The organism is Pedobacter jejuensis, from assembly GCF_003725795.1.
GTDB classification, from domain to species: domain Bacteria; phylum Bacteroidota; class Bacteroidia; order Sphingobacteriales; family Sphingobacteriaceae; genus Pedobacter; species Pedobacter jejuensis.
This window is the reverse complement of record NZ_RBEE01000023.1, coordinates 649,722-675,542: the sequence shown is the minus strand read 5'-3', so window position 1 is coordinate 675,542 and position 25,821 is coordinate 649,722. Positions and strand designations below refer to the sequence as shown.

Genomic DNA, 25,821 nt, shown 5'->3' with positions numbered 1-25,821 from the left:
TAATTTGGATTGGCGCAAAGGGGTCTTTTTCCTTTGGCGAACCTTATCAAATTAACTCGGCTAAGGGGAACTTTTTAGATTGGCGAAGAGGGGTCAATTTGAAGCGGTTTATCCAGCGATAGTACAAATCAAAGACAGCATCAAACAAATTTTCTGAATCAATTCTACATCAATTCCAGAAAAAATTGGCATATTCATCAAATGTAATGTATTGATCTCTACGCTTATTCAATACAAACCTTAAATTTCTAAGCACTCTTTGTGCTTGTGCTAAGCTTTTTCCAGTTAAGATGCTAAATCCTTCGGATAAATACATACTCTTTTCATGTGTTGTTTGTTTAAACCGCAACAAGTTGGGAGGTGCCATAGCTTTACAATTTTGATTTACGGAGTTAAGCCCTTAACAGCGGATCATCTGCGCTTCATCTGCCGATGGAGACTAAGGAAAAAGCAAACTGTAAAACTATCCTACCCGAGCAGTGATTCAATGAATGATAGTTATTAAGCCTAATATCTGAAAAAATAGCTTTTTTGACAAGAGATAAAAAGTGCTAAATGATGCAAAAAATTATAAATAAGAATAAATAGTGCAATACGTGCTTATTAATAACCCATATTTTTTAGTACACGAAAAACACTTTAGTATTTTTTTTCTTTCACATAATTAAAAGAAACAAGTTTAATTGTATCTTTATCCGTTTTTGTAGCATCCCATATTTAAATTCAAAAATAAAACCTATATAAATCAACCCTATTATTAATGAAAACTTTACTAAAAATTACGCTCGCATGCTTAATCTTTTTAAGCGTGAATGCTTATTCGCAAGAAACAATTATTCCTGAAATAAAATATGCTGATTTAGAAAAGTATATTGAATTGGCAAAACAAAATTTTCCTCGGGCAAAATCTTATCAGCTTCGTTCTGATGGTGTGAAAATTGGAATTACTACGGCTAGCTTATCTTATTTAGATATCTTTAACGCTTCGTATTTTTACAGACCAGGTGATAGAGCTGTATTAGATCCTGTTAATCCTTATAATGTTAATGGTGTTCAATTTGGTGTTGGTATCAATTTAGGTAATTTGCTAACCAAACCTTTCTTGGTTAAGAAGGCTAAAATCGATTATGAACTTGCAAAGCTTGAACAAAAAGATTTTGAGCTTTTGTTAGTTAATGATGTTAAAGTTAGATACTACGATTATATCCAACAATTAAGCTTGTTAAAAATCAGTTCTCAAATGGCTCAAGATAATAAAGGTGTAGCCGAAAGTTTGAGACTAAGATTTGAAAAGGGAGAAATTACTTTAGATGCATACAATCAATCTCGTATAAATCAATTCACATCTTTCCAACAAAAAATCCAAGCAGAATCGTTGTATTTAAAATCTAAGGATCTGTTGGAACAAATTATTGGCATGAAGTTAAGCGAGGTTAAATAAGAGAAATTAAAATTCTTTAAATGGATATAAAATCACTTTTAAAACTGATTAATAAATATAAATGGGTGCTAATTCTAGTGCCCATTATTGCTGTAACAATTACTTACTTTTTGGTTCAAAATTTACCTAAACAGTATAGTTCAGAAGTTCAAATATCTACGGGACTTTTAGATCCTTCGAAAAAAGTTATTTCAAATGAGACCACCGATTTTTTTCAAGTAAGTCAACAGTTTAATCAAATTATGGAGAAATTCAAGATGAAAAAGATCATGAATATACTCGCTTATAATTTGATGATTCATGATTTAGAAAATCCAAAAAAGTCATTTAGAAAATATAGTGAAAAGCTTGATTCCTTAAATGCTCAAAATCGAGCTGAATTGATCCAGATATTTAGAGAAAAACTTGCCACTAAATCAATACTAACATTATCCGACAATAATGGTAAATACAAACTTTACAATTTGGTTGGTTCAATGGGATATGGTGAGGAAACACTGAGAAAGCAAATTGAAATTAACCATGCAGATAACAGTGATTTAATAACTTTAGAATATGTTTCTGAGAACCCAGAACTTTCTTCTTATGTTGTAAATACATTAGCTGCCGATTTTATTAGTAACTACAGCAGTGAGATAAGTTTTAACCAAAATAATTCCATAGTTCTTTTAGATTCTTTACTGAAACAAAAGGAAGTTACTATGAATGAGAAAAATAACGCTCTGGCAGCTTTCAAAAAGAATAAAGGGTTTTTAAATCTTGATGAGCAATCGGGCTCTGTGTATGGTCAAATTACCCAATATGAAGCACAACGGGCTGATGCATTAACAAAAATTCAATCCAATCAGGGTGCACTGTCAGTTATACGAAGTAAACTAAATGGAAATGACTCATACACTGCAGGAAGTACACAAGCCGATAATCGCGAACTTATTCGTTTAAAAGGCGACCTCAAAATTGCTACAGATAGGTACGTCGACAACGGGTTTAAGGCTTCAGATCAATTAAAGATCGATTCTATTAATAGAATTATAGTTAGAAAAAGTAATCAGAATGCTGATGAAAATGTAGTAGATCCACGTGCATCTAAACAAACACTAATTGCGCAAAAAACAGCCCTTGAAATATCACTTGAAGAGCAAAAAAGAAGTCTAACTATTATCAATCAGCAGTTAGGTATTTTAAGAGCGAAATATAGCAGTATGGTTCCTTATGATGCTGATATTCAAAATTATCAGAGAGAGGCTGATTTGGCCATTAAAGAATATACAACTGCTTTAGATCAGGTTAATCAAAATAGGGCAGGACAGAGCTTAGGACTAAGATTGCAGATTGAACAACTTGGCTTGCCAGGTAATCCTGAACCATCTAAAAAGATTTTCTACCTATTAGGTGCTGGTGCAGGAAGTTTTATCGCCAGTTTTGGATTTGTATTATTAATATTCTTTCTCGATCACAAAATTGTTAGTGCTCAACAGTTGGCCAACGCAACAAGATCGAAAACGCTTGGTGTATTAAACAAAATCGAAAGCAACGAAAGAAACATTAGAGATATTTGGAACGATAAAGATGGGAATCAAAACTTCGAGCTTTATAGAGATATGCTTAGGTCGTTACGTTTCGAAATCAATAACCAAATGGATGCAGATGGGAGTAAGATTTTGGGCATTACGAGTTTGGTAGCAGGCGAAGGAAAAACATTTTTATGTTACAGTCTGGCTTACGCTTTTGCAATGACTGGTAAAAAGGTTCTTTTAATCGCTGATGAGCTTCCTGTTGTTCAATCTGATAGTAAGGCTCTTGCTACCAGTCAAAATTTCCAAACGTTTTTAATCAAAAAGGAGATTCATACAGAAGATCTGATAACGATTATGAATAAAAGTAAAGCCCGAGAATCACTTTTAGAAATTCAAAGCATAAAAAGTCTTCAGGCTGGTTTTGACGTATTAAAAGATGAATTTGATACTATTATTGTAGACGTAAATGCACTTCAGGATATAAACATTGCAAAGGAGTGGCTTCTATTTACTGAGAAGAATATTTCAGTTTTCGAAGCCGGTAATACCATTAAAGATTCTAATAAGGAGTTTGTAGATTATATTAAAAAACTACCTGGATTTTTAGGATGGGTGTTAAATAAAACTCAGGTACAGAGCTAATTAAAAAAATATAACTACCTTTTGTATTTATGGTTGCTAAAGTTGTCGTTTACATATTATTAATATATTGCTTTGTTTACTGGCTTATTTCAAGAGAACTAGGAATAATGTTTCCTATTGGTATTCTCATCGAAGTAATCATGTTAATTGCTTTTATATGCGCAATTTTTTCAGTTCCTAAAGAAAATTGGAAGAACTTAAATAACGACCTATTTTATCTTTTTCTGTTTTGGTTTTTTTTAAGTGTACTCGAAGTGGCTAATCCTGCCGGTGCAAGCACAATAGGATGGCTTAAAGAAATTAGATCAGCTGCAGAATATCCTTTATTAATTGTTACGCTTTATTTTTTAGTTTTTAAAACCAATAAAGATTTAGATTATTTTTTACTGATTGTTATTGCATTATCCACCGTTGCAGCTTTAGATGGTATAAAGCAGTTGCATTTTGGTTTATCAAAAGGAGATAGAATATTTTTAGATAATGGAGGTGCAGTAACCCATGTATTGTGGGGACGATTAAGGGTATTCTCATTCTACTCTGAAGCAGCACAATTTGGTGCATCACAAGCACATATTGGTTTGCTAACATTAATATTGGCGTTAGGACCGGTTAAAAAGAAGGTAAGGATTATATTGTTAACATGTTCGGCGCTAATGTTGTATGGTATGCTAATCTCTGGAACTAGAGGCGCTATGTTTGCTTTAGTACCTGGAGCCTTTGTTGCAATATTACTCAGTAAAAAATTCAAAGTATTATTTTTAGGTGGTGCATTAGCGATACTATTTCTATGTTTTTTAAAGTTTACAAATATTGGCAACGGAAATTACAATATATATAGATTTAGAAGCTCTTTAAATCCAGATGATCCCTCTCTAAATGTAAGATTAGCCTCTCAAAGGGTTTTAAAAGAATATATGAGCGGTATTCCGTTTGGCGGTGGTTTAGGTGTTGTTGGTTCAAATGGAATGGCTTATAATGCTGATAAGTTTTTATCAAAAGTACAACCAGATAGCTACTGGGTTAAAGTTTGGGCCATGTATGGCATTGTTGGTTTTACCATTTGGATTTGTATGATGGTATATATACTCGGGCGATGTTGTGGTATTGTATGGGATATAGAAGATGAGGGTTTAAAGATAAAGGCGATTGCATTAACATCTGGTTTTGCAGGAATTCTTTTTTGTAGTTACGGTAATGAAGTTATCAATACTATGCCCACAACGATTATAGTATATGCATCAATTGTTTTTGTATATATGATGCCTAAGCTAGATCAAGAATTAAAAGAAAAAAAATTAATTAAAATAGCCTGATATGCCCTGGGAGATATTTAGTGTACCTGCTATAATTTTCTTTATAATTGGTTTTTTTAGAGGAAGAAGAAAACCGAATACAGAAGATTTTAACGAATAAAATAATGACCTCAATCATCTCTAAAATAAAATCAAATCCAAAGTTGAAAAGTTTAGCGTTAAGTATGCTAATACCAACAAATGATAATAAACCACGTTTATGGGTCCGTTTGTTTTTAAATCCATTTAAACATAAAAGAGGTAAAGGCGCTATTGTTAGGTACAATACCAGGCTTGATGTTTTTCCGTTTAACGATTTTCGCTTAGGTAATAATTCTGTTATTGAAGATTTTGCAACAATTAATAATGGTGTTGGTGATGTTATCATAGGCGACAAAACCATTGTTGGTATGGGCAATGTAATCATCGGTCCAGTCACTATTGGAAACCATGTTATGATGGCTCAAAATATTGTGATATCTGGGCTAAATCATGGTTACGAAGACGTAAATACCCCACCATCCCTTCAAAAAGTTTCGTGCAAACCCATCGTAATTGCTGATGATGTATGGATTGGCGCAAATAGCGTAATTACCGCAGGAGTAGTACTTGGCAAACATTGTATCATTGGTGCAGGGAGCGTAGTTACTAAAAATATTCCCGAATTTTCTGTAGCAGTAGGTAATCCTGCAAGAGTAATTAAGCAATATAATAAACTAACTTCCTCATGGGAGAAAATATCCCTTTAACTAAAGCAAATGGAAACCACAACGAAAGTTGCATATTTTGATGATATAACGCTAGTGATTACCCATTACAATCGTAGTAAATCTTTAGAGCGTTTGCTTTCCGAATTGAAGAAAGCTAATTGTGCTTTTAAAGAAATTATTATATCAGATGATTGCAGTTCGGTTGAACACATTGATTATATTAATAGTTTAAGCAACCAATACGATTTTAAGTTGATTACTACACCTGTTAATAAAGGTCTAGGAAATAATTTAAATAAGGGTTTAGATGCTGTGAAAACGCCATTCACTTTATACATACAAGAAGATTTTATCCCATTAGATAATTTTGCGCAAAATTTAGAAAACGGTCATTCCCTTTTAATGGAGCGTGAGGATTTTGATGTGGTTCGCTTTTATGCTTACGAAAAATACCCTTACCTAAAGAGTTATAAATACGGTTTTTCTGAAATGCTTTTTAAATGGTGGTACCCTGGATTAAATAAATTTGCTTTATATAGCGACCATCCTCATTTAAAAAGAAGTACTTATTTTCAAAAATTCGGGCGATATATCGAGGGAACATCTGGTGATAAAACAGAATTTGGGATGATGATGTCTTTTATCAAGCATGGGGGTAAGGCATTTTTTTTCGATGAACATAAATCTGTATTAGAGCAAGTTAATTCATCATCGGAGCCAAGCACTATGCATAGAAACATTTGGCGTAATAGTGATAATTTTTTTGTTAGGCATTTAAGAACTGCTTATAGATATGTTAACTGTTATTCAGGTCTTTATTTAAGAAAATTTTAATCAACCAAAATTGGAAGGAATAGATTTTGTAATTGTTGGGCAACAACCTTGGGATACTGAAATTGGAAGCAATTGCAAGAACATTGCAATAGAAATTAGTAAAAAAAATAGAGTTTTGTATATCAACTCTCCTTTAGATAGAATTACACTTTATCGAGATAAAAATAATCCAAAAACTAAGCGAAGATTAGATATTATAAAAGGGAAAGCTAATGGATTGATTGAGGTTCAAAATAATTTATGGAATTTGTACCCAGATTGCATGGTAGAATCTATCAATTGGATTCCTAGCACAGTTATATTCAATCTTATAAATTATTACAATAATAAAAAGCTATCTAAATCTATATTAAAAGCTACAGAAAAGTTAGGTTTTAAACATTTCATTCTTTTTAATGATAACGAGATGTTTAAAGGTTATTTCTTAAATGATTTTCTGAAACCAAAAGCAAGTGTTTATTATTCAAGAGATTACATGATTGCTGTTGACTATTGGAAAAAACACGGGGAGCAGTTAGAACCTAAGTTAATTGCAAAAAATACTCTATGTGTAGCAAACTCTACTTTCCTTGCTGATTACTGCAGAAAATACAACCCAAATTCCTTTTATATCGGGCAAGGCTGTGATTTAGATATATTTTTTAGGAAGAAAACTCAGCCTGAAGCATTAGGTTTGGCCAATATTAAACGACCAATTATTGGTTATGTTGGTGCAATACAAAGCATCCGTTTAGATAAAGATATTATTGCTCATATAGCCTTAACAAAACCAGAATGGACAATTATTTTGGTAGGGCAGGAAGACGATATTTTCAAAGCCAGCGATTTACATAATTATAAAAATGTAATATTTACTGGAAATAAGCCGATTAATACTTTGCCAGATTTTATAAATGCGTTTGATGTTTGCATAAATCCTCAACTTGTTAATATGGTTACAATTGGCAATTATCCACGAAAAATTGATGAGTATTTAGCAATTGGAAAACCTGTTGTTGCAACCGCTACTAAAGCAATGGAATCCTTTTCTGACTTTGTTTATTTGGCTGAAAATAAAGAGCAATATATTACGCTCATTGAGCAAGCACTGGGGGAAAATAGCGATACGCTGGAACAAAACAGAAGAAGTTTTGCATTAAAACATACATGGGAAAATAGCGTGAAAGACTTATATAAAGCAATCGAAAATACCTTATCAGATAAAAATTAATATGGAAGTTTTGATTACAATTTTTATCATTTTTCAAGTATTGGTTGGCTTTAATTTATTGCTTCCGGTATTTTTATATCTTTTTCATTTTTTTAAAAGCAAAAATAAGGTTTCGACAGTTGCAGGAAGCGAGTATGATTATGGAATAATTGTTACGGCTTATCAACAAACTACCTTGTTAACAGATGTTGTTAAATCAATTTTAAATTTAAACTACAATAATTATGTTGTTTATGTAGTTGCTGATGATTGCGATATTACCAATCTAAACTTTAATAGCGATAAAGTTATATTACTTCGTCCGGAAGAGAAATTGGCTAGTAACACCAAATCTCATTTTTATGCTGTTAACAGATTTATTAGACCACATAAACTGTTAACTATAATTGATAGCGACAATTTAGTTGAACCAGAATATTTAAATGAATTAAACAAATTTTTTGATTTAGAGTATTTAGCGGTACAAGGGGTACGTAAAGCCAAAAACTTGAACACTGCTTACGCCTGTCTTGACGAGGCTGGAGATATCTACTATCGGTTTATAGATAGGAAACTTTTGTTTGATAATGGTTCATCTGCCTCATTAGCTGGATCTGGTATGGCTTTCACAACTTCTTTTTACAGAGAATGTTTAGAAACGTTATCCATTGAAGGTGCTGGTTTTGATAAAGTTCTACAAATGGAAATTTTGAATCGCGGCAAAAGAATAGCTTTTGCAGAAAGGGCAATTGTTTACGACGAAAAAACTTCTAAATCTCAACAATTGGTTAATCAAAGAGCGAGATGGATAAATACTTGGTTTAAGTACGCTGGTAAGGGCGTAAAATTGGTTTTTAAAGGAGTATTCCAGCTTAATAAAAATCAATTTCTTTGTGGACTTATCTTTTCAAGACCACCTTTATTTATTATTGCCGGGCTATCAATATTATGCATTTTGATAGATATCTTTTTCCTAAGCAGTATGTTAATTTTTTGGCTTATCGCGATCGTAAGTTTCTTCTCGATATTTTTTATTGCTTTAAATTATTTTAAAGCACCAAAAGCTGTTTATAACGCCCTGGTAAAAGTTCCAGTTTTCATGTTTCTTCAAATACTGTCATTATTTAAAGCAAGAAAAGCAAATGAAATATCTACTGCCACAATTCACTATAACGAAGGGATAGTAGATGAATTGGAGCGTAAAAAAAACTAATACGAATTATGAAAACTGCAAGAAAAAAAATCTTACATGCCATTAGGCAGGGCCAGGTTGGTGGCGGTGAAACGCATGTATTGGATTTGGTAAATAATTTGGATAAGGGTAAATATGAATCTGTAATTTTATCATTTACAGAAGGACCAATGGTAGAACAGCTTAAGTTGGACGGCTTTAAAACCTATGTTGTAAGCACTCAAAAACCATTCAATATTAGTGTTTGGAAAGTGGTTAGGCAAATTATAGCAACTGAGCAGATCGATTTAATTCATGCTCATGGCACCAGAGCCAATTCAAATACTTTTTACAGTGCAAAATCACTTAAAATTCCATTAGTTTACACGGTTCATGGTTGGTCTTTTCATCCTGACCAAAGTAAGGTGGTAAAATTTATCAGGAGTATGAGTGAAAGGTTTCTTGTTGCTGTGGCCAATAAAACGATTTGCGTTTCGAAAAGTAATCTTGTAGAAGGAAAAAATAAATTTCCAATGTCAAATGCAACTGTAATTGCAAATGGAATAGATCGTTTCAAATTTAACCCAGATAAAGAATTTAAAAATATACGAGCGGAATTTGGCATTGATGAGCGATCGATTTTGGTAGGATACATTGCCCGGATTACCAATCAGAAGTCTCCATTGGCGTTTCTTAAAGCGATAGCCATGCTTCCAGAAAAGGAAAATGTTCACCTTTTAATTGTTGGTGATGGTGATTTAAAAATACAAATGCTTGCATTGTCAAAAGAATTGAACCTCGATAAGTACATCACTTTCGTAGATTTTAGAAGCGATATACCTGACATTTTAAATGCGATTGATATTTTCTGTTTACCATCATTATGGGAGGGTTTGCCAATTGCTTTATTAGAAGCAATGTCTATGCGAAAAGCAATACTAGCATCAAATATTGATGGCATTACAGATTTGATACAAGATGGTGTAAATGGTTTACTGGTTCCACCTGCTGATGTAGAAAGTCTATCAAAAGCTCTTCAAAGACTAATTTTGGATAAACAATTAGTCAAAAATTTAGGTCTTGAAGCAGAAAAAACAGTTCAAGAAAAATTTAATATTTCCACGATGACTAAAAGTATTGAGGCTGTTTATCAGGAATTTATTTAGTAGGTTAACTTTTTTTTATGTGTTTAAAGTTAAAATATTTTATAAATCTATCGTAAGTAGATTTATATATTCCTCCATCAACAATTATTCTTCTGTCTCCTGTCCATACTATACTTTCACTTTTGGTAACCCAATGTAATTTGCCAAAGCCAGCTTTACGTAATTTCATGGCTAGCCAACCGTCTTCATTCGTTCCAGTAGGATGAACAAATCCATCTACATTTAAACACTGCTCTCTGCGGCATGCTGAATTAAAACCATAAACATTTAGAGCTTCTTCTTTAAATAACCTGTTTATGTGTCTGTTAAAATCAGATAAATATTCATAGAAAAAGTATAAAATTCTTGGCGTTTCTTCGGGAATAAAAGAAAATCTGCCGTAAGTTAACGCAATTTTATTATTGTTGTGTAGCGGATCTATCATGTTATCTATCCACGATTCTGGATATATTGTATCAGCATCAGCATTTATGATATACTTTCCTTTTGCAGCAGCCAGCCCAGCGTTTCGGGCATTTGTAATACCTTGTTTTGTCTCATTAACGCAAATAACTCCACAGGCATTTATCAGTTCTTCCGTTTTGTCTTTAGAATTATTGTTTACAACAATAACCTCTATTGAATACCTTGATTTCGTATTTGATAATGAGTATAATGTTTTTAATATATTTTCTTCTTCATTGTACGCAGGTATAACAATTGAAATATCAGGTGTATCGCTAAAAAGTTTCCTGAAATTTTCATTTATTGACCTTATTTCAGACTTTAAAACACTCGAACTCTTGTTGTATTTTTGGACACTAATTGGGATGAAAACAGGTCTCATTAAGTTATAGATTGGGGATAATTGATAAATATATATCAAAAACTTTAAATGTTTAATAAAAAAAAATAATACCGCCAATTATCAAAGATTTGTTCGATTAATATTTATCTTTACTTTTTGTAATTATCCCGCTCATTTTGAATAGACGAACATCCTTAAGAAGTATTCTAGCTTTAAGTGCTTTAGGTATTTCTTCATTTTCTGCCTACAAGTGGTTCGATCTACATCAAAAGATTAGCTTAAGTCAGATCGCTGATTTCAAGGTGCTTATAGCTGAACTTGCAGAAACCATTATTCCACAAACAGATACACCAGGAGCCAAAAGTGCCGGTGTTCAAAACTACATAATTAATGTTTTGCATAACTGTACTTCTAAAATAGAGCAAAACAAATTTTTGAATGGTCTGGAAAATGTTCAAAATTATACTCAAAGTAAATTTAATAAATCTTTTGATCGTTGTACTCCCTTAGAACGTGTAGAAATATTGAAGCATTTTGAAGAGAATGATACTTATCGCTACCAAATTTTAAATAAGATAAACAATAAACTTGTCGGTCGTCCTTTCTTTACACTATTAAAGCAACTTACAGTTGAGGGCTATTGCAGCTCTGAACTTGGTGCATCTCAGGGTTTATCTTATGATTATATACCTGGAAGTTTCATTGCATGTACATCGCTAAAACCAAATCAAAAATCGTGGGCAACGAAATAAATATGGATAAAACTGTTAAAACAGAACAAGTTTATGATGCCATTGTAATAGGTTCTGGTATAAGTGGTGGTTGGGCGGCTATGGAATTGTGCAAGAAAGGGTTAAAAACATTATTACTCGAGCGTGGAAGAGACGTAAAACATATTGTGGATTATCCTACAGCAAACCTTAAGCCCTGGGATTTTAAAAATGGTTTACATAATACGCTTCAGGATATTGAAAACGACCCAGTTCATAGCAATGTGTATAGCCCGGCCGATAAACATTTTTTCGTAAGTGATAAAATTCATCCATATATTCAAGAAAAGCCATTTAATTGGTTAAGAGGGTACCAGGTTGGTGGTAAATCATTAACTTGGGGAAGGCAGTGCTACCGTTTGAGTGATTTAGATTTTGAGGCAAATAAAAAAGATGGGGTTGGGGTAGATTGGCCAATTAGATATAAAGATTTAGAAAAATGGTACGATTATGTTGAGCAGTTTATTGGTGTGAGTGGAAAATCAGAAAATTTACCACAATTACCTGATGGAAAATTTCTACCACCAATGGAACTAAATTGTGTAGAAAGCCATTTAAAAACCTCAATAAAAAATAAAGAAAACAGAATATTAACGATAGCTAGAGTTGCGAATCTATCGCGTGGTTGGGATAATAGAGGACCTTGCCAAAACCGTAATTTGTGCAATAGAGGTTGTCCTTTTGGGGGTTATTTCAGTAGCAATAGTTCAACTATTCCAGCTGCAGAAAAAACAGGCAATTTAACACTCCGTCCATTTTCTATTGTCGCCGAAATCCTATACAACGAGGAAACTCAAAAGGCCTCGGGTGTAAAAGTAATAGATGCAAATACAAATGAAACTTTAATTTATAAATCTAAAATTATATTTGTTAATGCTTCAACTATTGCTACCACGTCTATATTATTAAATTCCAAATCAAAAAGATTCCCTACAGGATTTGGTAATGATAGCGGCCAGCTTGGACACAATTTAATGGACCATCATTCATCTGCTGGTGCATATGGTGTTTTTAGTGGTTTTAAAGACAAATATTATAAAGGTAGGAGACCTTGTGGTTTTCTAATACCTAGGTATCGGAATATAAAAGATAATGAAGGTTTAGATTTTAAAAGAGGCTATAATATTCAAGGTGATGGCGAACGTAAGGAATGGGAAGACAGTCAAGGTGAAGCAGGTTTTGGAGTAGATTTTAAATCTAAATTAACAACACCTGGTCCGTGGACAATCTGGATGGCAGGTTGGGGTGAATGTTTACCTTATTTTGAAAATAAGATTTCTTTAGATGATATAAAGAAAGATAGATGGGGGCTGCCTTTAGTAAAAATAGATTTTTCATTTAATGAGAATGAAAAAAATATGATGAAGGATATCCAGGAAACTTGTGCTAGTATGTTGAAAGACGCAGGTTTTTCTGATGTGAGCATGTTCAATTATAATAAACCTGGAGGTTCTACCATTCACGAAATGGGAACAGCTCGTATGGGAACCGATCCTGCTACATCTGTTCTTAATTCTAACAATCAAATCCATGCTGCAAAAAATGTATTTGTAACAGATGGAAGTTGTATGACATCTTCTGCGTGTCAAAATCCATCATTAACATATATGGCGCTTACGGCCAGAGCTGTTGATTTTGCAGCAAACGAAATAACTAATGGTAATTTATAACAATGCAACAACGCTAGATAAATGATAAAAATTATAAAAAAGGCGTTTGCAATTTTTAAAAACATGCATTTTCAATCTCTGCTGGCCAATGGAATGATGGCGGTTTTTGGAATGATTACCTTATCTATTTTATATAGAAACCTAACTGTAGTTGATATTGGTATTTATATATTCTTTTTAGCTATTGTTGGTTTGATAGATAATTTACGGGCAGGATTTTTAACCATAACAATTGTTAAGTTTTTTTCTGGTACTACCGAAGAGCGAGGAAATGAAGTTGCTGGTTCTGCCTGGCTGTTAGCAATGGTAATTTCGGTTATATTTTTAATTATTAATATACCAACCTATTTTATTTCAAGCTATGTAACCGATCAGGGTCTGGCATTATTCTTAAAATATTTTTCCATTATATCCCTTATTACGCTTCCATGCTTTATGGCCGATTGTATCGTTCAGGCAAGTAAGCGATTTGATAGATTGTTGTGGTTAAGGATATTTAATCAAGGCTCTTATACATTAGTTATATTTACTTTAGCCTATTTAGGCAAACTAAATTTAATGACTGTAATGTACACCTTTATAGGTTCTAATTTATTTGCCAGTTGTATAGTTTTAGTATTGAGATGGACTATGATTTCATCAGTTTTTAAAGCAAAACTTAATACAGCATGGGAACTGTTCCATTTTGGAAAATACAGCATGGGTACCAACATCAGCTCTAATTTATTTGGCGTAACAAATACTTTTGTAATTAATTTTTTAATAGGACCTGCTGCTTTAGCCATGTATAATTTAGGTGGAAAATTATTACAAATAGTTGAAATACCATTATTAAGTTTTGTTACCAGTGGTATGCCTTTGTTATCTACCCATTATAACAAGGGAGAAAAAACTGAAATGATTTATACGTTAAAGAAACTAATCGGTATGTTAACTATTGTATTAATACCTGTAATAATTATAGCTTTAATTTTTGCTCAGCCTATTATTCATTTGTTAGGAGGTAAAGGTTATGTTTCCAATGAGGCTCCTAACCTTTTTAGAATATTTATGGTTATTGCATTATTGTATCCTGCCGATCGGTTTTTTGCAATTGGAGTAGATATCATCCACCAGCCAAAAATCAATTTCTATAAAATTATCATAATGTCGTTAGTAAATCTTGCGGCTGTTTTTGCATTCGTTGGTATTTATCACTCTGTTTATTCCATAGCTTTTGCATCTATAACACCAATAGTTGTTGCAATTTATATGACGTATAAACCATTAAATAAATATTCAAAATTTAGCTTTTTAAGCATTTACCAGGTTGGATTTAAAGAGTTAATTCTTCTTATAAAACAGTTAAATAATACTTTCTTTAAGAGTTCACATAAAATAGTCAATGAAAAAAAATAATATTTCTGTTGTGTTGGCTTGCGATAACAACTATGTTGTTTTATTAGCAGCGTTGTTGAAATCAATAGAGATTAATCATATTGATAATGCAATTGTCGATGTTTATATTGTTGATGACAAAATTTCTAGGGCAAACAAATCAAAGTTACAACAATCGTTAAGTTTAGATAAGATGAACTTAATATGGCTAAAAATGACGGAGATAATTCCTAAAGACATTAATCTTCCGATTGTTAATAATGCATATCCGATTAATACGTATATCAGGTTACTTATACCGTATATCGTACCTAAAGATGTTGAGAAGGCGATTTTTATGGATGTTGATATGATAATGCTTGATGATATCGCTAACTTATGGGCTATTGATACAGGAAAATTTGTAATAGGAGCGGCAAGCGATACCATTGGCCCTATAACTAAAACAATTGGAAACGGAATTGAAAACTACAAAGAGTTGGGATTGAATCCGGATGAAAAGTACTTTAATGCTGGTTTGCAAATCATTAATGTTAAAAAATGGCTCGAGCAAGACATCACCAGAAAAACAATTAATGCTATTAATCAGAATAAAAAATATGCATCATTAGGCGATCAGTACGGTCTGAATATTGCGTTAATTGGAAACTGGTTTGAAATTGATAGATTATGGAATTGTTTTTCTGTAAATGAAGATCCTAAACCTAAACTCATTCATTATTTTCATAGAAAGCCTATTTATAAAACTTATGCTTATAACTATAGAGATGAGTTTTATCATTATCTAAATCAAACGAAATGGGTAAATTTTAAACCAATTGGTGCCTCAAGCAGATATTTAAAAAAGGTAAATAACATCATTCAAAAATTGAAGTTTAAATTTTTGAAATAATAATCAGATAATTTTATATAACTCTTATAGCGTGAAAGTAAATAATAATATATCGATAATTTGTGCTAGTGATAACCACTATGCAATATTAATTGTTGCATTGCTTAAATCAATTGATTTAAATCACAAAACTGACGAACACATTGATTTTCATATCATTGATGATGGAATTGCAAAGTCATTCAGAAAAAAACTAGAATCAATTGTAGATCCATCGAGGATAACCATTAAATGGTTTAAAAGCAAAGAAATCGTCCCATCGCATATCACGATTCCTGTTGATAGTTCGGCCTTTCCATTAACAGCGTATATGAGGGTTTTTTCTCCTTATGTTGTCGACGAGCATGTAGAAAAATTAATTTATTTGGATGTAGATACCATTGTCCAAGATGATATTTCAAAATTATGGAATCTATCTTTAGGAGAATATACGGTTGCTGCAGCACAAGATGTTGGTAAAACAGTTGATTGCAAATGGGGTGGAATTGCAAATTATGCTGAATTAGGACTTACAGCTGATACAAAATATTTTAATTCAGGTGTCTTAGTCGTAAATCCTAAGAAATGGAAGGCAGAGGGTATTTCTGAGAAAGTGATTGATGCTTTAAGAATTCATAAAAAATATGTTCAGTTGGCAGATCAATATGGTTTAAATGTTGTTTTGGCCAATAAATGGTTACAGCTCGATCCAAAATGGAACTGGTTTGCCTTTAATGAAAATGAAAATCCATCGTTGGTTCATTTTCTTGATATTAAACCAATATTTAAAACATATAACTCGAAAGAAGTTTACAAAGATGAATTTTATAGATATTTGTCGTTAACTCCCTGGAAAAACTTTAAACCAATTAGCGGAAATCAAAGGCATATCAGGAAGATTTTTAATAAGATAAAGAAGGCTTTCATAAAATTATAGAAGAAGAATTCTTCTTCTATAATTTCAAGCTATCGGATGGTAAAATTTCATTGTTAGCTAACTTATTAAATATTTCACTCTTGCTCTGGCTCTTTTGAGATATCATATTTAGCAATAGAATTCCCATCACAAAGAAGCCGATACATATTAGTGCTGTGGTAAATAAACTTACAGTCATAGTACTGGCCCAACCTAAAATAGCTTCATCTGTAAAAAATTTCTTGTATAATACAATACCGATAAAACCAAAGAAGGAAACGATTATCAGCATAAAAATTCTTAAAAAAACCATTAATAGTTCTTCTGCATATTCTACAAAGGATTTAAATGCATGGTGAACCAAGCTGGTTAAATTCATTTTTGATTTGCCATCAATTCTTTTTAATCTATTGTAAACAATACTAGTTGATGAAACTTTTTGTTTAGAAAGATGAGCAGCAAAATGTATAAACCCTGTATAGCATGAGGTTTTCAAAACCTTCTTTTTAATCATGCAGAAATTTCCAAAATTTAATACTTTTCCGGTTATAATTTTAAATATAAATCGGTAAATATAGTATGAAGCTTGGAAAGAAAAGCTTTCTTTTCTTCTACCTCTTGCTACATTAATGATATCGAAATCTTTAAACTTAACCAAATCAGCAATGGCTTCGGGGTCATCCTCACCATCAGAATCCATTATGATAAATTTATCAGATGCTATACTATTAGAATATAACAGGCCTTGATAAATTGCTGCTTGGTGACCAACATTAAAATTCAATTCTAAAATTGTTAATGTTGCATTTATTGCCGAGAATTTAAATTGCTTTAACAAAGAAAGGGTATGGTCTGAAGAGCAGTCATCTACTACAACAACCTCAAAGGTTTGAGGGAGTTTTTCTATCACGCTTTCAACATTCTGCAGAAATGAAATTACGGTAGTGTTTTCATTAAAGCAAGGGGTAATAATTACTACTTTCTCTTCCATGTGCTTTTATTGTTCTTATAAACTAAATACCCATCGCTATTTAATACTAACGTGTAATCTGAGTTTTTGATTTTATTAAAATCCTTAACAATTTCATATTTAGAATTCGGATTAGAATCGATTATGTATTCTATATCTCCATCTTTTAATAACTTTTCAAATTCATTATATCCAACAACTTCAAGCTTGCTGGTAGAATATTCTAGTATATCTCGCTGTGGTACAAGACAATTTTTGAAATAAATGTTATTTAAAAATTGTCTGGATGGAGCATAAGTATCAGTTCCTAAATTTGAATAAACGTATTTGTCATTATTACTTTTAAAATCTGAGCTAATGAGTTTAGCTATCTTGGCAGTACTTGTTTTTTGTGAAATTAATTTTGGGTCTTCTTTAAAATTTGCGATTGATTTAAAAGTATTAAAACCGAATATTAAGATTATGAATAAGCAAAAAAACGAAGTTAATGAGTACTTATCAATGAAAAATTTTAGTCCTTTTACCGATGCCTTAATTTTAAAACTTTGATTAAGTGCTACAATTAATGCCAAATTCATAAACACCACATAGTATTGAGTTGTTGCCCCCATTTTAAGTGCTGTTACTGATGCAAAAATTAGCGTTCCTAATCCGCTTATGGCTAAAAGCTTACTAATGTCTGCTCCTTTGAATAGTAAGTTTCTACTAAGCAAAAGATATAGAAAGTATAAAATTAAAGGCCAGCCAGTCAAGATAAATATGCTTCTAGTAAGTATATATTCTACGAAGTTTGTAACATCAATTCCATTTTTTACTCCCCCAATAATGTTCTCAAAAAATGATGGATATATTAAATGAGCAGTATAAAAGAGAATTCCGTAAAATAGAACAGTAGAAGCAATCAGTTTTAGCATAGTTGCCCAATCTTTAATTAGGAATGTAAAACCCACAAAAATTATAATAAATTGTATTCCACTTTGTTTTGAAAATACGGCAATAGCTGTTAGTGCAACAGTAAGCAGTAGGTTGGCAATATTTTTTTTACCCGATTGATAATATACAATCATTGCGTAAATAGAAGCAATTCCTGCTAAATCGTGTAAAGAATCTGGCCTTACAGCAAAATTATGTGCAAAATTTAAAGCGAATGAAGCAACAAATAGTATTAAGGTTTTACTACCAGATATTCTAAAATAATCTTTGCCAATTCTGTAGATAAGGTATGAACTTGCTAAGTTGAATATCAAGTTCCAAAATCTACCAATGTGGTATAAAGCATAAATATTATCTTCTGTAAAACCTAAAGATTTGGCGGTGAAGGCATTTATAAGGTAATATATAGGTGTATATTGTGTAATGGAGAAAGGAGCATTTAATGGCGATGTATATAAATTGCCATTGTAAAGGAGTTGCTGAATGCTGTAGATTACATTCTGTTCCATACCTGCAATATCTGCTATATTTAGGAAAATCACCAATATCCTCAAGGTAATAAGTACTAATAAAAGTACTATCAAGAAGTATTTAAAAATGAGCCTCCACTTATTTAAAATTATCATTATTGTTGGGATGATTGTAGTAATCAAGTTATAGGACTTGATATTATGCTTTATAAGATATGAATAGGGCTTATGTAGTTTGCGAAAAGTTAGAATTAATATATAAAATATGATAGACGCTATTTAGACGCATCATTAATTTTAAAAAAAATAAGTTGTACAGACTTTTATAGTCTATAAAGGTTAAATTCATCTGAAGAGTGTTGTATAATAGGGAATTATCTTGCTAAGATATAAAACATTTCATTTGGTTTTGAAATTTTATTGAAAATCGCTTTATTATCAAGTTTTTAAGAACAACTTACTCTAATTATATAAAAAAAAAGGTTCGTAAATTTTATTATACGAACCTCAAAATTTCTTACCTAGTATTATTATATTCCTGCTGAACCAATTCCAGCAAATAGCGAGGTGAATTTGCTTATGTCTGCTACAGCACTTGATTGTTGAGCGAAATATTTGTTATTCGAAATATTTGTTTTAGCAGCATTTCCATTATAATTTATCATATCTGTTATAGTGCCTTGCGCTTTATATAATTCAAATCCTAAATTGTTATAATAATCTAAAGTACCACCAAAATTATATAAATCTAATATTTGACCTTCCCAATCTTTTGATGTATTCATTTTACCAACCGTATTATTGTACACTTTAGCATTTACAAAAGTTGTTTTTCCAGCAATGATGTTTCTATCAAATTGTTGAATTTCAAAACCTCCGTATTTTCTTGTGTTATAGCAAATGTTGTTGTATATTTCGACTGTAGCCGGAGAATTGCCTCTTGAATATATCCACATTCTTATGGCATTTCCTTGATAGTTAGTTAATTTATTATCGTGAAAAACACCATTACCCTGCATGTAGAAAACGCCGTTATGATTATTGGTTGATTGATTGATATTATTCACGATGTTGTGATGGATGTCATAATCCTGTACATTGGTAAATGCACAAACGCTTCCAGCATTTGTGTTTTGAAATATATTATTAGCGATTTCAACGCCTTTAAAAAGGCCTGTATCCTCGTTCTCGTTTAGGTTGCCTCCAAAGGAGATTTGACCAGCATTATCAAAAAGACAGTTTAAAATTTTAAAATTTTCAACTCTAGTATTTGAAGTCCCATTGAAAGCTAAATTACTTCCATTTGTTTTCTCTCCTGCAATGCAATAATCATTTACATTTTTGAAACTCATATTCTTCAGCGTAACACCGTTCATAAGTCCATTCAGTTTTATCGCTCTTAAAGCAATATTTTCGAAAGCAAATCCGTAGGTTAAACTGTTAATTGCGTCTCCAGATATTGTTACGTAACTAACATTGTCCGTTTCCATACCTTCAGATATATTTACCTGTCCGTTGTTAACAATTTTTACTGGACTTGAAGATGAAGCTAAAATATTCTTGATGTAGATGCCTTTGTAAGTGCCTCCTTTTACTTTTATAAGTTTAATTGATGATAAGTCTAAAGATTTCCCATCGATTGTCAAATAACCGGAACCTGTACCAACCTCGTACGATGGAATTATAGCCACCGGTGTTGTTGGCGTTGGACTAGTTATAGGAAGTACAACAGATGTTTCAGATTTTATCTCTTCAGGAGTTGTATTTTTTTTGCATGCCGCAAATAGAATAACAATTAGAGCTATGAAAAGATGCATTTTTTTGGTGATTCTCATTAAAATTTGTTAAAGATAAATTAATAATTGTTTGTTGCTTCTAAAACGGGGGATAATTTGATTATTGTGTATTAATTTGCTCGCTAAAATTTTATAAAGATTATATTTTTATTCATTAAGGTTGTTAAAAGGTATTAAAGCTGGTTTATCATTAAAATTAAGTATGAAATAAAATTAAAAATAATTTGTAATTATGACATTTCAATTACAATCAAATTTGTTGATTTTTATTTTATAATTACCTGATAATGTGCCGTTTATTTAATATTGCTTGGTTCGAGTTTGTTTTTGTATTAAGAAAAATACAAAACATTTTATTTCTGTTGTGTTTGATGTTTTGCATTATTCATATCGCAATATATGATAATTTTTAAAAAATTATCATGCCATAGAAATTAACTTTTTATTATCTTCTTGCTTTATCTAAATAGTCCTCAAGGTATTAAAATCAACACTCTAATAAATATTGATTATTTCAAAAATTGTTTTCAAAGGAAATAACTTATCCCATTTATTTGCTTTTTGCTTAAACCACTTTCCAATTCCTTAATAAAATAAGTGTTAATTTTAATAGTTATATATTTGCATTGCAAAAATTAAGGTTACCATCTCTACTTAAAAACCTTTTTTAATTGCCGAAAATCATCTATGTTTAAAAATTTTGTGCTATTATCTTATGGAAGTGACTTGGAGTATAAGAGAGCAATCTTTTGTATTTATAGTTTTCTTAGTTGGAAGCCGAATTTGAATAACTTGAGGTTTGTTATTTACACGGATAATCCTGAGGCATTTAAAACGCATCTTCCATCATTAAATATTGAATATGTATTACTTACGGAAGATTTGGAACGGCAATTTTTAAAGGGAACCACATTCAACCATTTAAAAAAGGTTGGTGTTATTGATTTAACCTTTAAAAAATATCCCAATGAACATCTATTTTTTGTCGATACAGATACGTTTTTTATAAAGAATCCATCAAAAATTTTAAACTCATTTGTTAAAGGAAAAAGCTTTTTACACAAACGCGAATACAGATTAGGTGATGCGATATCGGAATTTGCAGTATTTAATCAAGCACATTTCCCTTTATCTTTTATGAAATTTATTTCGGGAAGAGTTTTAAAAATGAATAATGAAACTGTAAAGTTTGATGAAAATGACTACAGCTGGAATACTGGCTTATTAGCATTAAATAGCGATTTTTCATCTTATATGGAAGATGTAGCAGACTTAACTTATCAATTTTACCAGAATTCGAAATGGTTTGTTAGTGAGCAGCTTGCATTCTCTTTAGTGCTTCAAAAGGTTACCGAAATAAGACCTGCCAATGATGTAGTGTTTCACTATTGGGGGCAAAGGCAAAAGCTATTTATGGATAGTTATTTAGATGAGTTATTTACTAGCAATAATTTTAATAACCTAGAGTCGGGCATTACAAATTTGGCTTTAAAGCAGTTAGAGAAAATGCTATCTAACGATATTATTCTTGAACAAATAAATATTGCGTTGCAAAAAAAAGATTATCCTTATTTCTTAAAACAAAGTTTGAAGATAATTCTAAAAAACCCATTAACTACCAGTATTTATAAGCAGATTTACAAAGAGCTGATTTAGGTAATTTGTTGGTTATCAGGCAATAGGATGTATGAAAATGGATTGGCTACTGGGCTTTTATAAGGATCGAAAATTCCTAAGTATTTAACTGTTTTTTCTACATTCATTTGGTTTAAAAAGAAATCGGTTGATAAAAGATAGTATCGTAAAAGGTCATTTACATTGTTAGAACTGTTCGAGTTACTTCTTCCATAATATAAAACTTTCCATTTTACATTCGCCATTACGTTATTGGATGCATTCTTAAAATAATCGTTGATGTAATTATTTAGTCCTTCTTTATCTAGTTTTAAGTATGACAATTCTTTCTCGATTAGCTTAGCTGCGTATTTTTTTATGCCTGGCGAAACAAAATAGAGTGATGGTGGAATTGCAACCATACCAACCAGCACACCCGATAATAATAAAAAGCTTCTTCTTTCCATAATTAAAACATTTTATCAGCTGCAAATAAAGATAGGGCAGATAGCGTTAAGCTGGGGTTAGCAGCACTATATGTAGTGAAAGCCCCTGCACCTAAAACAAACACATTTCTATATTTGTGGTGCACTAAATATTTATCTACCACACCCGTTTCTGCATTTGCAGACATTCTCGTTCCGCCAATAATATGACCTTCGTTTGGAAATGGGTCCAGATACTTTAAGCGTTCAACCGGCAAGCAGGATAAAATTTTAGGTAACTCTATTTTGGCGTTTTTGAAGGCTTTCTCCGCATAATCAGAACGACCATCATAATGCACTTCAGGTTTCAATTTATTTGCAGATGTTGTGATGTAATTTTTATCATCTGGTAAATCTTCAAAAACCAATCTAAAACTCGCAATGTTAAGCCACTTATTTTCTTCAAACCTAATAAATGGTGCATTATTTACTTCAATCAAGCAGGCTGCATAATCTTTTCTGTGTTGCCCATCGTAAAGCATATAACCATTTGCATTTACCCAGGTACTGCCACCTGCATTACTCAAATTATCTAAATATATCAGTACCTGAATGCCCAATTGTTCACCAAAACCTTTACCTGTGAATTTATTTTTATCGCCAGAATTTAATAAAATGTTTGTGTTGAAAAATGGATTTGCACCTAGTGCGATAACTTCCCCTTCAGCAGTATATTCTTTTTCATCTTTCATGTAGCAAACTTTTCTAGCTACATCATTTACCATTTCTAATTTATAAACCTGGGCTCCATAGATAATTTCTACTTGCGGGTTTTGGTAAACCATCATACCAGAGTTTTCAATGCTAAACTTTGCATCAACAGGGCATGTGCCGCAAGTGCTTGATGCCATGCATGCATTTCTACTTGCAGTTGCGCGGCTCGCCCTTGCAGTGGGTTGGCTTATATATTGATTGCCATATTTTTTATTTAAAATTTCATCTACCTTGCTAAATCTATGCGCTGGAAGGGGATATTTCCCTTTCTTCGGAAATGGTGTATCATCTGGACCTGAAATTTGCATAATTTCTTCAGCTTCATCGTAATAAGGTTCGATATCGTCGTAAGAAATTGGCCAATCTTGAGCAACTCCAAAAAGCGAATTCATTTTAAAATCAGATGGCATAAAACGTGGTGTGCAACCCCACCAGCAATTTGAGCTGCCACCATATCCGGTTGTAAAATGCCAATCTTTTTTTGGATTAAAATTTTCTACAAGCGAATCCCATTTTTGTTCGTATTTGATATCGGGTAAACTTTCTCCTCTTCTCGCTTTAAGCTTTTCTGCATGGCTGTAAAAATAGCCTCTCTCCAAAACCAAAACTTTTTTATTTCCTTTATTTTTGGCTAGATATTTTTGTAAAAAGAATGATGAAGCAAAACCAGTCCCAACAACAATTAAATCATAGTTATCGTTTTTCATCAATTTTAAGAATCGTAATTGTAATTATTTGCGTTATTTAAAAACCAGTGTAACCAAGGAATATCAACAAACATGAGTACACAAAGTAAGGCCGTAAAAAGTGCCAAATAAAGCATAAACCATTTTCTGGTATATAGTTTTTCAGAGCCCTGAACCGGCGAATCATCTAACAATCCTATTTTAAGATACCAGGAGAACAGCAAAGCAAAAAACGGGAAGCTCACCAAAAGCTCAATTCTATCTTTTATTAAGAATATTCCCATAAAAAAGGCGCAGGTTATTGCATAAAAAAACATCGAAACCAGTAAGCTATTTTCATTGTAAATCTTAAATGATTTGCGGTATAAACCAGCCATTTTTGGGTTATCAATTAACCTATATTCGGCAAATCTTTTTGTAGCCATTAAAAATGCACCACCCATCCAATAAGCGATGATTATACTAACAGGAGGGAAGGTGTTAATCCAATTTAAATCCCATTTACTACTGGGAATCCCTAAAGCAGGACTAAATATAAACCAGCCTGCCGCAAAGCGAATTGGGTTATTTACCGATTCACTTAAAACATCAAGAAATACACGGTCTTTACTTCTGAATGGTTTCACATTATAAATTATTCCCATTATCAATAAAAACGTGGCTACCGACATAAATTTTATTGATACGAAAGAGGAAAGGCCAATACCTATAACCGCCAAAACTGCGTATTCTGTATAAACAATTGTTGGATTGATCATGGTTACCACCGCTGATCTTTTCCTCTTTAAAGGGTGGAATTTATCGAAACCCGCGTCTAAATATTCGTTTATAACATAATTTGCAGATGCTATCAAGCACATGCTTACAACACCCAAAATGATTTTTATGATAAGTGCTGAATTTAAGGGAGTGTGAAATATAGATAATGCAAAAAGCATCCCAGGTACCATAAATAGGTTTTTTACCCAATTATCTGGCCGAGCTATGGTAACATATTCTTTTAAACCTGCACGTCGGAGTTCAGTTTCTTTTGGCTTCTCTGAAGATTCCGGATCTTGGGGATATGTGATTTTATCGATCATAATGTTTCCTGCTTAACAACATTAAGCACTTGTTTTGAGAGGTTTTTAAATAGGGAATTATTTACACTTACATCATTCACCAATACGAATGGAACACCTGCTGCTTTTGCGCATTCGCCATCCAGTTCCAATCGGTCGCCGATAAATAAGCATTGATTTTTATCTGTGATGCCAAATTTAGTACATATAAATTCTAACCCATCAGGATTAGGTTTGAATGCATTGATTTGAGCATCAGTTGAACTAACATATAGATCGGCTTTTAGCTCCATAGCTTTCATCTTTTCTATGGAATCGTAATCAGAATAGATCGCGATACGAATATTTTTTTCGGCAAGTGATTTAAACAACAGATGAATGCCGGGATATGTGCATGCCTTTAAAAATTGATTGGGATAGTTGAATATCCATTTACTTACAACTTCTTTAATCTTATCAATCGGTTGATTTACTTTTTGCCTGCACCATATATATTGTTGTTCATTAAGATTTGGACCTTTAAATCCTTTGTTTTGCTCTCTTTCTTTTCGGAAATGGTATAGAATAAATAATTCGTTAATCTTCCAGGGACGAAAAACAAAATACTTCATTAAGGAGAATAGCATTTTTTTTCTGAGAAGGCTTTGATTATATAAGGTACCATCAACATCAAAAACTACTACCTCTAAATTATTCAGAGAGATATTATGCACAGGGGGTGATTTATTTATGTAAAATT

23 protein-coding genes are annotated in these 25,821 nt (G+C 32.0%); 14 read left to right on the top strand and 9 right to left on the bottom strand.

The features are described 5' to 3' along the window. Positions 1–169 precede the first annotated feature (169 nt). Entirely contained in the window at positions 170–367 is a 198-nt protein-coding gene (locus D7004_RS20505) for a hypothetical protein (RefSeq protein ID WP_148042799.1), read from the bottom strand. Between the two features lie 393 nt (positions 368–760). Here D7004_RS20505 and D7004_RS13715 point away from each other — a divergent pair, with 393 nt between their 5' ends. From D7004_RS13715 to D7004_RS13680, 8 genes are all read left to right on the top strand, one after another. Next, the gene (locus D7004_RS13715) at positions 761–1,441 is read left to right on the top strand and encodes a TolC family protein (RefSeq protein WP_123206398.1); all 681 of its coding nucleotides are present in this window, start codon (positions 761–763) and stop codon (positions 1,439–1,441) included. Positions 1,442–1,461: 20 nt separating this feature from the next. Then, on the top strand, positions 1,462–3,600 hold the full coding sequence (locus D7004_RS13710) for an exopolysaccharide transport family protein (RefSeq protein ID WP_123206397.1): 2,139 nt from the start codon (positions 1,462–1,464) through the stop codon (positions 3,598–3,600). A gap of 29 nt (positions 3,601–3,629) precedes the next feature. Then, positions 3,630–4,913 (top strand): O-antigen ligase family protein, encoded by a 1,284-nt coding sequence (locus tag D7004_RS13705; protein WP_123206396.1) that lies wholly within the window; start codon positions 3,630–3,632, stop codon positions 4,911–4,913. 104 nt (positions 4,914–5,017) lie between these two features. Then, positions 5,018–5,641: an acyltransferase gene (locus D7004_RS13700; RefSeq protein WP_123206443.1), complete on the top strand. Its 624-nt coding sequence runs from the start codon at positions 5,018–5,020 to the stop codon at positions 5,639–5,641. Positions 5,642–5,650: 9 nt separating this feature from the next. Beyond that, positions 5,651–6,436 carry a glycosyltransferase family 2 protein gene (locus D7004_RS13695; RefSeq protein ID WP_123206395.1) on the top strand — a complete coding sequence of 262 codons (786 nt, stop codon included), beginning with the start codon at positions 5,651–5,653 and terminating at the stop codon, positions 6,434–6,436. Between the two features lie 10 nt (positions 6,437–6,446). Continuing rightward, entirely contained in the window at positions 6,447–7,646 is a 1,200-nt protein-coding gene (locus tag D7004_RS13690) for a glycosyltransferase (protein ID WP_208646840.1), read from the top strand. Position 7,647: 1 nt separating this feature from the next. After that, the gene (locus tag D7004_RS13685) at positions 7,648–8,838 is read left to right on the top strand and encodes a glycosyltransferase (protein ID WP_123206394.1); all 1,191 of its coding nucleotides are present in this window, start codon (positions 7,648–7,650) and stop codon (positions 8,836–8,838) included. An 8-nt stretch (positions 8,839–8,846) separates the two neighbouring features. After that, on the top strand, positions 8,847–9,962 hold the full coding sequence (locus D7004_RS13680; protein WP_123206393.1) for a glycosyltransferase family 4 protein: 1,116 nt from the start codon (positions 8,847–8,849) through the stop codon (positions 9,960–9,962). A gap of 4 nt (positions 9,963–9,966) precedes the next feature. Here D7004_RS13680 and D7004_RS13675 read toward each other — a convergent pair whose 3' ends face one another. Next, on the bottom strand, positions 9,967–10,788 hold the full coding sequence (locus D7004_RS13675) for a glycosyltransferase family 2 protein (protein WP_123206392.1): 822 nt from the start codon (positions 10,786–10,788) through the stop codon (positions 9,967–9,969). A 137-nt stretch (positions 10,789–10,925) separates the two neighbouring features. Here D7004_RS13675 and D7004_RS13670 point away from each other — a divergent pair, with 137 nt between their 5' ends. The 5 genes from D7004_RS13670 to D7004_RS13650 are packed head-to-tail and all read left to right on the top strand — an operon-like array spanning position 10,926 to position 16,374. Then, positions 10,926–11,501 (top strand): gluconate 2-dehydrogenase subunit 3 family protein, encoded by a 576-nt coding sequence (locus D7004_RS13670; protein ID WP_167459495.1) that lies wholly within the window; start codon positions 10,926–10,928, stop codon positions 11,499–11,501. 2 nt (positions 11,502–11,503) lie between these two features. Further along, the gene (locus tag D7004_RS13665) at positions 11,504–13,189 is read left to right on the top strand and encodes a GMC oxidoreductase (RefSeq protein WP_123206441.1); all 1,686 of its coding nucleotides are present in this window, start codon (positions 11,504–11,506) and stop codon (positions 13,187–13,189) included. 21 nt (positions 13,190–13,210) lie between these two features. Beyond that, positions 13,211–14,587 (top strand): lipopolysaccharide biosynthesis protein, encoded by a 1,377-nt coding sequence (locus D7004_RS13660; RefSeq protein ID WP_123206390.1) that lies wholly within the window; start codon positions 13,211–13,213, stop codon positions 14,585–14,587. Continuing rightward, entirely contained in the window at positions 14,574–15,458 is an 885-nt protein-coding gene (locus tag D7004_RS13655) for a glycosyltransferase family 8 protein (RefSeq protein ID WP_123206389.1), read from the top strand. Before D7004_RS13660 ends, D7004_RS13655 begins: the two co-directional genes overlap by 14 nt. Positions 15,459–15,489: 31 nt before the next feature. Continuing rightward, positions 15,490–16,374: a glycosyltransferase family 8 protein gene (locus D7004_RS13650; RefSeq protein ID WP_167459494.1), complete on the top strand. Its 885-nt coding sequence runs from the start codon at positions 15,490–15,492 to the stop codon at positions 16,372–16,374. A 16-nt stretch (positions 16,375–16,390) separates the two neighbouring features. Here the strand turns inward: D7004_RS13650 and D7004_RS13645 are convergent, their stop codons facing one another. The 3 genes from D7004_RS13645 to D7004_RS13635 all read right to left on the bottom strand — a co-directional run bounded on the left by D7004_RS13645 (position 16,391) and on the right by D7004_RS13635 (position 20,561). After that, positions 16,391–17,344 carry a glycosyltransferase gene (locus D7004_RS13645; RefSeq protein WP_123206387.1) on the bottom strand — a complete coding sequence of 318 codons (954 nt, stop codon included), beginning with the start codon at positions 17,342–17,344 and terminating at the stop codon, positions 16,391–16,393. After that, positions 17,329–18,840 carry an ArnT family glycosyltransferase gene (locus tag D7004_RS13640; protein WP_167459493.1) on the bottom strand — a complete coding sequence of 504 codons (1,512 nt, stop codon included), beginning with the start codon at positions 18,838–18,840 and terminating at the stop codon, positions 17,329–17,331. The genes D7004_RS13645 and D7004_RS13640 overlap by 16 nt, the downstream gene beginning before the upstream one ends. A 416-nt stretch (positions 18,841–19,256) precedes the next feature. Further along, the gene (locus D7004_RS13635; RefSeq protein WP_123206385.1) at positions 19,257–20,561 is read right to left on the bottom strand and encodes a hypothetical protein; all 1,305 of its coding nucleotides are present in this window, start codon (positions 20,559–20,561) and stop codon (positions 19,257–19,259) included. Between the two features lie 753 nt (positions 20,562–21,314). Here D7004_RS13635 and D7004_RS13630 point away from each other — a divergent pair. Next, positions 21,315–22,178: a hypothetical protein gene (locus D7004_RS13630; RefSeq protein ID WP_167459492.1), complete on the top strand. Its 864-nt coding sequence runs from the start codon at positions 21,315–21,317 to the stop codon at positions 22,176–22,178. Here D7004_RS13630 and D7004_RS13625 read toward each other — a convergent pair. From D7004_RS13625 to D7004_RS13610, 4 genes are read right to left on the bottom strand one after another with little or no spacing between them, the layout of a single operon-like run. Next, positions 22,175–22,603 carry a hypothetical protein gene (locus D7004_RS13625; RefSeq protein ID WP_123206383.1) on the bottom strand — a complete coding sequence of 143 codons (429 nt, stop codon included), beginning with the start codon at positions 22,601–22,603 and terminating at the stop codon, positions 22,175–22,177. The genes D7004_RS13630 and D7004_RS13625 overlap by 4 nt on opposite strands. Before the next feature lie 2 nt (positions 22,604–22,605). Beyond that, entirely contained in the window at positions 22,606–24,042 is a 1,437-nt protein-coding gene (locus D7004_RS13620; RefSeq protein ID WP_123206382.1) for a GMC oxidoreductase, read from the bottom strand. A 5-nt stretch (positions 24,043–24,047) separates the two neighbouring features. After that, positions 24,048–25,103 (bottom strand): UbiA prenyltransferase family protein, encoded by a 1,056-nt coding sequence (locus tag D7004_RS13615; protein WP_123206381.1) that lies wholly within the window; start codon positions 25,101–25,103, stop codon positions 24,048–24,050. Next, the gene (locus tag D7004_RS13610; RefSeq protein WP_167459491.1) at positions 25,100–25,795 is read right to left on the bottom strand and encodes an HAD family hydrolase; all 696 of its coding nucleotides are present in this window, start codon (positions 25,793–25,795) and stop codon (positions 25,100–25,102) included. Before D7004_RS13610 ends, D7004_RS13615 begins: the two co-directional genes overlap by 4 nt. Positions 25,796–25,821 lie beyond the last annotated feature (26 nt).

What these genes read in the sequence shown, in the direction of transcription:
- D7004_RS20505 (WP_148042799.1), bottom strand. Translation starts at nt 367, where the DNA reads ATGGCACCTCCCAACTTGTTGCGGTTTAAACAAACAACACATGAAAAG.
- D7004_RS13715 (WP_123206398.1), top strand. Translation starts at nt 761, where the DNA reads ATGAAAACTTTACTAAAAATTACGCTCGCATGCTTAATCTTTTTAAGC.
- D7004_RS13710 (WP_123206397.1), top strand. Translation starts at nt 1,462, where the DNA reads ATGGATATAAAATCACTTTTAAAACTGATTAATAAATATAAATGGGTG.
- D7004_RS13705 (WP_123206396.1), top strand. Translation starts at nt 3,630, where the DNA reads ATGGTTGCTAAAGTTGTCGTTTACATATTATTAATATATTGCTTTGTT.
- D7004_RS13700 (WP_123206443.1), top strand. Translation starts at nt 5,018, where the DNA reads ATGACCTCAATCATCTCTAAAATAAAATCAAATCCAAAGTTGAAAAGT.
- D7004_RS13695 (WP_123206395.1), top strand. Translation starts at nt 5,651, where the DNA reads ATGGAAACCACAACGAAAGTTGCATATTTTGATGATATAACGCTAGTG.
- D7004_RS13685 (WP_123206394.1), top strand. Translation starts at nt 7,648, where the DNA reads ATGGAAGTTTTGATTACAATTTTTATCATTTTTCAAGTATTGGTTGGC.
- D7004_RS13680 (WP_123206393.1), top strand. Translation starts at nt 8,847, where the DNA reads ATGAAAACTGCAAGAAAAAAAATCTTACATGCCATTAGGCAGGGCCAG.
- D7004_RS13675 (WP_123206392.1), bottom strand. Translation starts at nt 10,788, where the DNA reads ATGAGACCTGTTTTCATCCCAATTAGTGTCCAAAAATACAACAAGAGT.
- D7004_RS13665 (WP_123206441.1), top strand. Translation starts at nt 11,504, where the DNA reads ATGGATAAAACTGTTAAAACAGAACAAGTTTATGATGCCATTGTAATA.
- D7004_RS13660 (WP_123206390.1), top strand. Translation starts at nt 13,211, where the DNA reads ATGATAAAAATTATAAAAAAGGCGTTTGCAATTTTTAAAAACATGCAT.
- D7004_RS13655 (WP_123206389.1), top strand. Translation starts at nt 14,574, where the DNA reads ATGAAAAAAAATAATATTTCTGTTGTGTTGGCTTGCGATAACAACTAT.
- D7004_RS13645 (WP_123206387.1), bottom strand. Translation starts at nt 17,344, where the DNA reads ATGGAAGAGAAAGTAGTAATTATTACCCCTTGCTTTAATGAAAACACT.
- D7004_RS13635 (WP_123206385.1), bottom strand. Translation starts at nt 20,561, where the DNA reads ATGAGAATCACCAAAAAAATGCATCTTTTCATAGCTCTAATTGTTATT.
- D7004_RS13625 (WP_123206383.1), bottom strand. Translation starts at nt 22,603, where the DNA reads ATGGAAAGAAGAAGCTTTTTATTATTATCGGGTGTGCTGGTTGGTATG.
- D7004_RS13620 (WP_123206382.1), bottom strand. Translation starts at nt 24,042, where the DNA reads ATGAAAAACGATAACTATGATTTAATTGTTGTTGGGACTGGTTTTGCT.
- D7004_RS13615 (WP_123206381.1), bottom strand. Translation starts at nt 25,103, where the DNA reads ATGATCGATAAAATCACATATCCCCAAGATCCGGAATCTTCAGAGAAG.